The organism is Bradyrhizobium centrosematis (assembly GCF_045571495.1).
GTDB classification, from domain to species: Bacteria; Pseudomonadota; Alphaproteobacteria; order Rhizobiales; family Xanthobacteraceae; genus Bradyrhizobium; species Bradyrhizobium centrosematis.
In genome coordinates, this window is record NZ_CP120703.1 from 7,254,521 (window position 1) to 7,265,567 (window position 11,047).

Annotated in this window: 9 protein-coding genes; 5 read left to right on the forward strand and 4 right to left on the reverse strand. The window is 65.3% G+C overall.

The window, feature by feature from the left end:
* Window positions 1-208 precede the first annotated feature (208 nt).
* From P6U31_RS34250 to P6U31_RS34265, 4 genes are all read left to right on the forward strand, one after another.
* On the forward strand, window positions 209-628 hold the full coding sequence (locus P6U31_RS34250; RefSeq protein ID WP_407186010.1) for an HIT domain-containing protein: 420 nt from the start codon (window positions 209-211) through the stop codon (window positions 626-628).
* A gap of 10 nt (window positions 629-638) precedes the next feature.
* The gene (gene nudC, locus P6U31_RS34255) at window positions 639-1,583 is read left to right on the forward strand and encodes an NAD(+) diphosphatase (RefSeq protein ID WP_407186011.1); all 945 of its coding nucleotides are present in this window, start codon (window positions 639-641) and stop codon (window positions 1,581-1,583) included.
* Window positions 1,584-1,593: 10 nt separating this feature from the next.
* Window positions 1,594-2,517 carry a sugar kinase gene (locus P6U31_RS34260; RefSeq protein WP_407186012.1) on the forward strand — a complete coding sequence of 308 codons (924 nt, stop codon included), beginning with the start codon at window positions 1,594-1,596 and terminating at the stop codon, window positions 2,515-2,517.
* A 97-nt stretch (window positions 2,518-2,614) separates the two neighbouring features.
* The gene (locus P6U31_RS34265) at window positions 2,615-3,124 is read left to right on the forward strand and encodes an Lrp/AsnC family transcriptional regulator (protein ID WP_200497554.1); all 510 of its coding nucleotides are present in this window, start codon (window positions 2,615-2,617) and stop codon (window positions 3,122-3,124) included.
* Window positions 3,125-3,276: 152 nt separating this feature from the next.
* On the opposite strand, the gene P6U31_RS34270 is transcribed toward P6U31_RS34265, so the two are convergent.
* From P6U31_RS34270 to P6U31_RS34285, 4 genes are all read right to left on the reverse strand, one after another.
* Window positions 3,277-4,776, reverse strand: coding sequence for a phosphomannomutase/phosphoglucomutase (locus tag P6U31_RS34270; protein WP_407186013.1), 1,500 nt, complete (start codon window positions 4,774-4,776; stop codon window positions 3,277-3,279).
* 226 nt (window positions 4,777-5,002) lie between these two features.
* A complete protein-coding gene (locus tag P6U31_RS34275) occupies window positions 5,003-5,521 on the reverse strand; it encodes a TIGR02281 family clan AA aspartic protease (protein ID WP_407186014.1) in 519 nt (172 codons plus the stop codon).
* Between the two features lie 185 nt (window positions 5,522-5,706).
* A complete protein-coding gene (gene hrpB / locus P6U31_RS34280; protein WP_407186015.1) occupies window positions 5,707-8,181 on the reverse strand; it encodes an ATP-dependent helicase HrpB in 2,475 nt (824 codons plus the stop codon).
* A gap of 178 nt (window positions 8,182-8,359) precedes the next feature.
* The gene (locus P6U31_RS34285; protein WP_407186016.1) at window positions 8,360-9,676 is read right to left on the reverse strand and encodes a UDP-glucose dehydrogenase family protein; all 1,317 of its coding nucleotides are present in this window, start codon (window positions 9,674-9,676) and stop codon (window positions 8,360-8,362) included.
* 200 nt (window positions 9,677-9,876) lie between these two features.
* On the opposite strand from P6U31_RS34285, the gene P6U31_RS34290 reads away from it, so the two are divergent.
* Window positions 9,877-10,944: an acyltransferase family protein gene (locus P6U31_RS34290; protein WP_407186017.1), complete on the forward strand. Its 1,068-nt coding sequence runs from the start codon at window positions 9,877-9,879 to the stop codon at window positions 10,942-10,944.
* The last annotated feature ends 103 nt before the right edge of the window (window positions 10,945-11,047 follow it).

The window sequence follows — 11,047 nt, forward strand, 5'->3', positions numbered from 1 at the left end:
TCAGGGCCCGCCAAAGGCGGGCGTCTCGAAGGATGCGCCACAGGCAACCGCACTCATATGTGATAGCCCTGCCGCTTGCGGGGAGAGGGCGAACAAAGCGACGACCGCGTATGCGGAGACAGCGGGGCGCCATCCTTCCCCTCCGGGAATCGGTATCGTATGGTCGGGTGAAACAAGCCCGAACCCATCGGGCCGTCCGGAAACGCATATGCCCGAACCCGCCTGGTCGCTGCACTCCCGCCTGAAAGAGGACACCATCGACATCGGCGATCTGCCGCTGTCGAAGGTGCTGGTCATCAAGGACGCGCATTATCCCTGGCTGCTGCTGGTGCCGCGGCGCCCCGACGCGATCGAGATCATCGATCTGGACGAGGTGCAGCAGGCGCAGCTGATGACGGAGATCTCCCGCGTCTCGCGCGCGCTGAAGGAGATCACCAAGTGCGACAAGCTCAACGTCGCCGCGCTCGGCAACCTCGTGCCGCAGCTTCACGTCCACATCATCGCGCGCCGCACCAGTGACGCCGCCTGGCCGCGGCCGGTCTGGGGCGTGATGCCGCCATTGGCGCATGACGCCGCAGAGGTTCAGAATTTCATCAGCGCGCTTCGCCGCAAGATCTGGTTGGGTTGAAAGAACAATAATGTCAGCATTCGACGCATTTCCGCTGGGGCAGCCCGCCTTCGTCACCAACGTCCTCGACCGTGCCGCGCATCTGCGCCGCGACGACGAGAAGCTGTTCGCGCTGGAGCAGAAGCCCACCTCGCGCGCCTATGTCGTTTACCGCGACTCGCTCCTGGTCAAGCGCGAGGGCGACAAGGTGCGCGCGCTGCTCGGAATCGACGAGGCGCTGAGGTGCGGCGCCAATCCCGGCACCATCTTCCTCGGCCTGCGCGACGGCGCGGCGGTGTTCGGCATGGGCCTGTCCCAGGCCGCGGCCGAGAAGCTGGTGGGACGCGAGGACTACACTGTGACCGAGCTGCGCGGCATGGCGATGCAGGGCGCGATCCCACCCGAGGAACTCTCGGCCGTGGCGATGGCGAAGTCGATGGTGAGCTGGCACCAGCGCCACGGCTATTGCGCCAATTGCGGCACGCGTAGCGCGATGAAGGAAGGTGGCTGGAAGCGCGACTGTCCGGCTTGCAAGGCCGAGCACTTTCCGCGCACCGATCCGGTCGTGATCATGCTGGTCGCCTCCGGCAACAAGTGCCTGCTCGGCCGCCAGAAGCAGTTTCCGGCAGGGATGTATTCGTGCCTCGCCGGCTTCGTCGAGGCCGCCGAGACCATCGAGGACGCGGTGCGCCGCGAGATCCTGGAAGAGTCGGGCATTCACTGCACCGACGTGCAATATTACATGAGCCAGCCCTGGCCCTATCCGTCGTCGCTGATGATCGGCTGCAGCGCGCGGGCCGTGAGCGAGGACATCGTCGTCGATCGCATGGAGCTGGAAGACGCGCGCTGGTTCACGCGCGAGGAGGCAGCCCTGATGTTGACGCGCACGCATCCGGACGGGCTCGCCGGCCCGCATCCCTTCGCCATCGCCCATCACCTGCTCGGCCGCTGGGTCCACGACAAGAGCGGCGCCTGAGCGATCACCGATGCTGCGATCTGCGACTGCGCCGCGCATCCTTTGCATCGGCATTCCCGTGCGCGACCTCACCTTTCGGGTCGAGGCCATGCCTGCGCGGGGCAGCAAGGCCAACGCCACGCATCTTGCCGAAATCTGCGGCGGCAACGCGCTCAATGCCGCAATCGCCATTGCGCGGCTCGGCGGCCGCGTCGCGTTCGCAGGCCCCATGGGCGATGCGCGGGAGATGTCGGGCGGCTTCATTCTCCAGCAGATGGCGGAGGAGGGGATCGACACCACGCACATCGTGCGTATGCCTGATGTGACCACACCGGTCTCCGCGATCATGATCGAGCCCTCCGGCGAACGGACGCTTACGATCTACCGCGATCCCGGCCTGTGGAGCGTAAAGCTGCCCGACACCGACGCGCTGCTCGCCGATTGCCGCGCGCTCCTCGTCGAAAGCCGCTGTGCCGCGTTCGCAACCTCTCTCAGCGCCGAGGCCAGGCGACGCGGGATTCCGGTCATCGTCGGCATCGACCGCGCGATGTCATTGCAGGACGACCTGCTCACACTCGCCACGCACCTGCTGTTCGCCAGCGAGCAGGTGCAGGAGACGGCCGGCGTCAGCGAGGACGGTGAGGCCCTGCGGCGCCTTGCCAGGCTGACCCCCGCCTTCCTCGCCGCCACCCGCGGCCCGAACGGCACGATCTGGCTGAACGAGGCCGGCGAACTGGAGGAGACCGCGGCCTTCCCGATCCAGGCGGTCGATACGCTCGGCGCCGGCGACGTCTTCCATGGCGCCTTCACGCTTCGCCTCGCCGAGGGCGAGGACGTGCGGGAGGCGCTGCGATTTGCCGCGGCCGCCGCAGCGCTGAAATGCACCCGCCATGGCGGCGGTCAGGTCGCCCCGCAACGCCTTGAAGTTGAAGGATTTTTGCGAAATCGGGCCTAGCGCAATTCCATGGCGGCGCCGCGATTATGGGCTTGCTGGGGAATGATTTTCTCTATATCAGGGAAATCAGCCCATGAAATGGAACAAAGTTCTTCAAATGACTGATGCCGCTGTCCAGATCCCCGAGACCAGCCGCCGCCTCGACGCCATCGACCGCAAGATCCTGATGGTACTCCAGGAAGATGCCTCCCTGTCCGTCGCCGAGATCGGCGACCGCGTTGGCCTGTCCTCGACCCCGTGCTGGAAGCGCATCCAGCGGCTGGAGGCCGACGGCGTGATCATCAAGCGCGTCGCCCTGGTCGACCAGAACAAGATCGGGCTCGGCATCTCCGTGTTCGTGTCGGTCGAGAGCGCCGACCATTCCGACGCCTGGCTGAAGAAGTTCGCCGAAGCCGTCAGCGCCATGCCCGAGGTGATGGAATTCTACCGCATGGCCGGCGACGTCGATTACATGCTGCGCGTCGTGGTCGCGGACATGCAGGCCTATGACGTGTTCTACAAGAAGCTGATCAGCGCCGTGCCGCTGAAGAACGTCACCTCGCGCTTCGCGATGGAGAAGATCAAGTCGGTCACCGCGCTGCCGATCCCGGCGGTGGTGGCGGCATAGGCCCGCTGATCGTCATGGCGGGCTTGTCCCGGCCATCCACGCGCATCGGCAGAGAGAGAGAGAGAGAGAGAGAGAGAGAAGAACGTGGATGCCCGGGACAAGCCCGGGCATGACGGCGGAAGTTGTGGCTTGAGGCGTTCTCGCCTCCCACCTCAGATCTTCTGGTTGTACTCGCCGACCTCGGGATGGGTGCGCAGCACGCTGTTCACCATCTCGAACATGTCGTGCATGCGCTGCTCGGAGACCGGGCTCTCGACCACCACGACGAGCTCGGGCTTGTTGGAGGAGGCGCGCACCAGGCCCCAGCTGCCGTCCTCGACCGTGACGCGCACGCCATTGACGGTGACGAGATCGCGGATCGACTGGCCGCCGATCTTCGCACCTTTCGCCTGCAAGCCCTCGAAGTGCTTCACCACCTTGTCGATGACGCCGTATTTGACCTCGTCGGCGCAATGCGGCGACATGGTCGGCGACGACCAGGTCTTCGGCAGCGCGTTCTTCAAATCCGCCATCGACTTGCCCGGCGCGCGCTCGAGCATGTCGCAGATCGCGATCGCCGAGACCAGGCCGTCATCATAGCCGCGGCCGAACGGCTTGTTGAAGAAGAAGTGGCCGGACTTCTCGAAGCCCGCCAGCGCGCCCATCTCGTTGGTACGGCGCTTCATATAGGAATGCCCGGTCTTCCAATAGGCGACCTTGGCGCCCTGCTTCTGCAGCACCGGATCGGTGACGAACAGGCCGGTCGACTTCACGTCGACGACGAACTGCGCGTCCTTGTGGATCGCCGACATGTCGCGCGCCAGCATCACGCCGACCTTGTCGGCAAAGATCTCTTCGCCGGTGTTGTCGACCACGCCGCAGCGGTCGCCGTCACCGTCGAACCCGAGGCCGACATCGGCCTTGTGATGCAGCACTGCGTCGCGGATCGCGTGCAACATCTCCATGTCTTCGGGATTCGGATTGTATTTCGGGAACGTGTGATCGAGCTCGGTGTCGAGCGGGATCACCTCGCAGCCGATCGCCTCCAGCACCTGTGGCGCGAATGCCCCGGCGGTACCGTTGCCGCAAGCCGCGACCACCTTGAGCTTGCGCGTCAGCTTGGGACGAGAGGTGAGATCGGCGATGTAGCGCGCCGGGTAATTCTCGTGGAACTGGTAGGAGCCGCCGGCCTTGTTCTTGAACTCGGCGTTGAGCACGATCTCCTTCAGCCGTGTCATCTCGTCGGGGCCGAAGGTCAGCGGACGGTTGGCGCCCATCTTCACGCCGGTCCAGCCGTTGTCATTGTGCGAGGCCGTGACCATGGCGACGCAGGGCACGTCGAGATCGAATTGCGCGAAATAGGCCATCGGCGTCACCGCAAGCCCGATGTCGTGCACCTTGCAGCCCGCAGCCATCAGGCCGGAGATCAGTGCGTATTTGATCGAGGCCGAATAGCTGCGGAAATCGTGGCCGGTCACGATCTCCTGCCGGACGCCGAGCTCGGCGATCAAAGCGCCCAGCCCCATGCCGAGCGCCTGCACACCCATCAGGTTGATTTCCTTCTGGAACAACCAGCGCGCGTCGTATTCACGAAAGCCCGTCGGCTTCACCATCGGCTCGGATTCGAAAGCGTAGGTATTGGGCAACAATACGGATTTCGGCTTCGGGAACATTGAGACGGTCTCGTGAAAAGGCAGGAATTGATGCAGCCTTAGCGAATGCCGGGCCGCAGCGGAAGGCGGGATTGAAGGCTTATGGCCGATAATTGCGGCAGTTTGGTAACGGAGAAACGTTACCGCGAGGGCGGTCCCAAATGTATGACCGGAACGGGCTAACTCTGCAGCCGCGCATCTCCTCTTCAGCGACTGCGTTGAGAGCCGGCAGTGCCTGCTGGAGGACCTATTGCTCCAGCACCATCTGGCCGTTGGCGTATTCGAAGCGCTTCAGGCGGGACAGGAAGGAGAGGCCGAGCAGGTTCTCCGACAGCGCCTCGTCGGGCAGCACCATGGCATCGACGTCGCGCACAATGAGACCGCCGACATCGAGCATGGCGATGCGGGCGCGTGCGGCCTTGATGGTGCCGTTGGCGGTGGAGACGGTGGCGTTGTAATCGCTGCGCGACGGACGCAGGCCAAAGCGGGCCGCCGAGGTCTCGTTCAACGCAACCACGGAGGCGCCGGTGTCGACCATGAATCCGATGCGCTGGCCATCGATGCGGCCCTCGGTCTGGAAATGACCTCGGCCGTCGCGGGAAATGGCGAGACTGCGGCCGCCGGCTGGCGCACTCGCCGCGACCGCGACCGCGACCGACGTCCGCGGCGCCGACGTGGCGGAAGCCGAGCTCATCCTGTCCGCCATCTGCGCCATAAAGGTGCCGAGGCCGATCATGACGGCCGCGATGATCATAATGTTACGCATCACACCACTTCCGGCCCGAAAACTCGATTTCACCACACCGCACGCCTCGCGGCGAGCGAAGCCGCGCCGGGGCCGTGTCATTTTGACGAAAAGGATGAGCGGATGGTTAATGGCTTCAACCTTCCCCGCTCGTGCGAGGTACGCCGGAAGAGGCAACGGCAGCCTGCGCGCGGGGAGACGACATCTCAAGTCCCGCGCGGCTTCGCCCGGCGGGTCGGCAGTGCATTGGCCGGATCGTCCGGCCAGGGATGGCGCGGGTAGCGGCCGCGCAGGTCGGAGCGCACCGCGCTGTAGCTGCCACGCCAGAAGCCCGGGAGATCACGCGTCACCTGCACCGGGCGCTGCGCCGGCGATAACAGCTCCAGCACCAGCGGCACCTTGCCGGCCGCGATCGAGGGATGGGTGTTGAGACCGAACAATTCCTGCAGCCGGACCGCGATGGTCGGCCCCTGCTCAGCCTCGTAGTCGATCGCGAGCACGCTGCCCGTAGGCGCCTCGAAATGGGTCGGCGCCTCGCGGTCGAGCCGTGCCCGCATCTCCCACGGCAGCAGCGCCATCAGCGCATCGGAGAGATCGCCGGGGGAAACGTCCTTCAGCGCGATCTTGTCGTAGAGCGCCGGCGCCAGCCAGTCGTCACGCCGTGCGATCAGCCCATCGTCCGACAGATCAGGCCAGCTGTCGCCCTCGGCCCTGCGCAAGAACATCACGCGGTCGCGCCACTGCTTGGCGGCCTTCGACCAGGGCAACCGGTCGAGACCGGCGGCGATCAATCCGTCGGCGAGAATGCGCGCGGTCTCCTCGGACGGCGACACCGCGAGGGTGGCTTCCGACAGCGTGATCGCATGCAGCGCGCGCTTGCGCCGCGCCCGAAGCGCCATCGCGCCGCGGTCGAACGAGATCTCGTCCAGGGTCTCGATGTGCTCGGCGAAGTGCCGCTCGATCTCGTCCTCGGTGATCGGCGCCGCGAGCAGAATCCGCCCGCTCGCCGCCGTTCCCGTCATTTCACCAATCGCGATGTAGGGCGCGCGGGCGAGCGAGGAGGTTTGCTCGACGGCGGCGCCGCGGCCATTGGCGAGCACGAAGCTGCCGTTGCCGCGATTGCGCGCGACACGGTCCGGGAATGCATAAGCGAGCATCAAGCCGGTCGAGAGGTCATCCTGCTGCCCGGCCTTCTCCGAAGCCGCCACTTGCGATGCCCAGCGCCGCGCCAGATCGCGCGCGCTGGCGGCGCGCGGCGAGCGGTCACGGCGGAACTGGTCGCGCCGGTACTCGAGATCGACGCTGTCGCCGCCAAGTCCACGCTCGGTGATGATGGCCGCGATCTCGGCGGCGGCCTCGCCGCAGCCTGCGCGATGCGAATCCACGATCATGCGCGCCAGCCGCGGCGGCAGTGCCAGCGCGCGCAGGCTTTTTCCCTCAGCCGTGATGCGGCCATCGGCGTCGAGCGCGTTGAGCTCAGTCAGCAGGCTCTTCGCCTCCTTCCAGGCCGGCTGCGGCGGCGGATCGAGGAACGACAATGCGGCGGGATCGCGGACGCCCCATTGCGCGAGATCGAGCACCAGCGAGGAGAGATCCGCGCTCAAAATTTCCGGCTGAGTGTAGGGCGCAAGCGAGGCCGTCTGCGGCTCGTCCCAGAGCCGGTAGCAGACGCCGGGCTCGGTCCGGCCGGCGCGGCCGCGGCGCTGGTCCACGGCGGCCCGCGAGGCGCGCACGGTCTCGAGCCGGGTCAGGCCGATGTCGGGCTCGTAGCGCGGCACGCGGGCAAGACCGGAATCGACTACGATGCGCACGCCCTCGATCGTCAGTGAGGTCTCCGCAATCGAGGTCGCCAGCACCACCTTGCGCGTCCCCTTGGGAGCCGGCGCGATGGCACGGTCCTGCACCGCGGCATCGAGCGCGCCGAACAGCGGCACGATCTCGATCGAGGCGTCCTGCACCCGCTCGGAGAGGAAGTTCTGGGTGCGTCTGATTTCGGCCGCGCCCGGCAGGAACGCCAGCACCGAGCCGCTATCGGCTCGCAGCGCGGACGCAATCGCATCCGCCATCTGCCGTTCGATCGGCGCGTCGATCTTGCGGCCGAGATAGCGTGTCGCGACCGGAAAGGCGCGGCCCTCGCTCTCGACGACGGGCGCTTCCCCGAGCAGTTTGGCGACCCGCGCGCCATCGAGCGTTGCCGACATCACCAGGATGCGCAGATCCTCGCGCAAGCCGGTTTGCGCGTCGCGGGCGAGCGCAAGGCCCATATCGGCATCGAGCGAGCGCTCGTGGAATTCGTCGAACAGGATGGCGGCAACGCCGGACAGTTCGGGATCGTCGAGGATCTGGCGGGTGAAGATGCCCTCGGTCACCACCTCGATGCGCGTCGCGCGCGAGATCTTCGAGCCGAAGCGGACGCGATAACCGACGGTCTCCCCGGCGCGCTCGCCGAGCGATTTGGCCATGCGGTCCGCGCTGGCCCTTGCCGCGATACGGCGCGGTTCCAGCACGATGATCTTCTTGTCCTTCGCCCAGGGCGCATCGAGCAAGGCCAGCGGCACGCGCGTGGTCTTGCCGGCGCCGGGCGGCGCCACCAGCACGGCCGCGTTATGCGTCGCCAGCGTGCGCGACAATTCGTCGAGCACGGCATCGATCGGGAGGGGCGTGTCGAAGCTGCGCGGCAAGAAATTCTTCCCGTCGTCATGCCCAGCCTTGTGCCGGGCATCCACGTCTTACCTCAAGCTCCGTCATTCCGGGATGGTCCGAAGGACCAGACCCGGAAGCTCGAGATTCCGGGTTCGCGCTATGCGCGCCCCGGAATGACAGAGCCACAAGGGCCATCGGGAACAACCGGTCTCGCTATCAGCCCTGCACCGGCGGGCGGCCGACGCTCTCATAGGTGAAGCCAGCGGCTTTCATGTCCTCGGGGCGATAGATGTTGCGCAGGTCGACGACAATGGACTGCGCCATGACGCTCTTCAGCCGGTCGAGATCGAGCGCGCGGAACTGCACCCATTCGGTGACGATGACCAGCGCATCGGCATCCTGCGCGCAGGAATAGGCGTCGTCGCAATAGGTGATGCTGGGCAGTTCGCTCTTGGCCTGCTCCATGCCGACGGGATCGAACGCCTTGACCTTCGCGCCCATGTCGATCAGGCCTGTCACCAGCGGGATCGACGGCGCATCGCGCATGTCGTCGGTGTCGGGCTTGAAGGTCAGGCCGAGCACGGCGACGGTCTTGCCACGCAGATTGCCGCCGAGCGCCTGGCTCACCTTGCGCGCCATCGCGCGCTTGCGGTTCTCGTTGACCGCCAGCACGGATTCGACGATGCGCAGGGAAACATCGTAATCCTGCGCGATCTTGATCAGCGCCTTGGTGTCCTTCGGGAAGCACGAGCCGCCGAAGCCGGGACCGGCATGCAGGAACTTGGTGCCGATGCGGTTGTCGAGGCCAATGCCGCGGGCGACCTCCTGCACGTTGGCACCGGCCTTTTCGGAGAGATCGGCGATCTCGTTGATGAAGGTGATCTTGGTCGCGAGGAACGCATTCGCTGCGTATTTGATCATCTCGGCGGTGCGACGCGCCGTGAACATCAGCGGCGCCTGGTTCAGCGACAGCGGACGATAGATGTCGCCCATCAACTTGCGGCCGCGCTCGTCGGAGGTGCCGACCACGATGCGGTCGGGGAACTTGAAGTCGCGGATTGCCGCGCCCTCGCGCAGGAACTCCGGATTGGAGGCGACCACGACGTCGGCGTTGGGATTGGTCTCGCGGATGATGCGCTCGACCTCGTCGCCGGTGCCCACAGGCACGGTCGACTTCGTCACAACGACCGTGAAACCTTGAAGCGACTGCGCGATCTCCTTCGCCGCGGCATAGACGTAGGAGAGATCGGCATGACCGTCGCCGCGGCGCGAGGGCGTGCCGACCGCGATGAACACGGCATCAGCTTCTGCCACCGGCTTTTTCAGATCGGTCGTGAAGTCGAGCCGCTTGGCTTTGACGTTGGTCGCGACCAGCTCGTCGAGGCCGGGCTCGTAGATCGGGATCTCACCGTTGTGGAGCGCCGCAATCTTCTTCTCATCCTTGTCGACGCAGGTGACGTCGTGACCGAAATCGGCAAAGCAGGCGCCGGACACCAGTCCCACATAGCCCGTGCCGATCATCGCGATACGCATGAAAAGTCCCTGTTTTGAATTGGTTAACGAAACGAAACCCCGACATCGGGGGGTTTAGCATTTTCCCGAGGGGAAGGAACAGCCCGCATGCAAAAAAGCGGCATGGGAATTGAACCGGTAAAGAAGTCGGAAACCGCGGGGGCCCCACACTGCCCCACACCCGGACAGGACGGGCGGAACACGCCTCGAAAAGAGACACCATGGCACCATCAGGCACAATCGCAGGCAGCGGAGCAATCCGAGCCCCTTCTGCCGGCCGTGTCGACTGGGTCGACTACGCCAAAGGCATCTGCATCATCATGGTCGTGATGATGCATTCGGTGTTGGGTGTCGAGCTCGCCGCCGGCGAGACCGGTTTCATGCATATTGCCGTGGCCTTCGCGAAGCCGTTCCGGATGCCGGATTTCTTCCTGATCTCCGGCCTGTTCCTGCCGCTGGTGATCGATCGCGATTGGCGAACCTATCTCGACCGCAAGGTGGTGCATTTTGCCTATTTCTATGTCCTCTGGGTGACAATCCAGTTCGGCTTCAAGGCGCCCTCCTTCGCAGCGGAGACGAGCTGGCAGCATGTTGGCCTGTTGTATCTTGAATCCTTCATCGAGCCGTTCGGCACGCTGTGGTTCATCTATCTGCTGCCGGTCTTCTTCGTCGTCACAAAACTGACACGCAGTATCCCGCCACTCGCGATCTGGCTCGCCGCCGCCGCGCTGGAGACGGCCCGCATCTCGACCGGCTGGACCGCGATCGACGAGTTCTGCTCGCGCTTCGTCTATTTCTATTCGGGCTATCTGTTCGCGCCTTACGTGTTCGCGCTGTCGGAGCGCGCGCGCAAGCATCCGGCGCTTGCGCTCGCGGCACTTGCGGCCTGGGCGCTGGTCAATGCCGGCCTCGTCGTGTTGGAGGTCAGCGAATGGAAGATCGTCTCGCTCGTGCTCGGCTTTGCCGGCGCCTGTGCGATCATCACGATGGGCACGTTGCTCGCACGCGCGCAGTGGATAAACTTCCTGCGCTTCTGCGGCGAGCATTCGATCGTGATCTATCTCGCCTTCTTCCTGCCGATGGCCGCAACGCGCACGCTGCTGCTGCGCACTGGCATCATCCCCGATATCGGCGCGGTGTCGCTGATCGTCACCGTCGTCGGGGTGCTCGGCGCGCTGCTGATCTGGCAGGCTGCGCTGCGGCTCAATGCGCGTTTCCTGTTCGAGCGGCCCGATGCGTTCTGGATCGCACCGAAGAAGGCGGGCGTGCGGCTGCAGGCAGCGGAGTAGCCAGTCCTCCAAGCTTGTCCCCGTGGTCATGGCCCCCCCGCTTTCGCGGGACGACAACAGGTGTGGGAATCGCGGCAAAAATCCCCCTTCCAAGGCTGTCAAA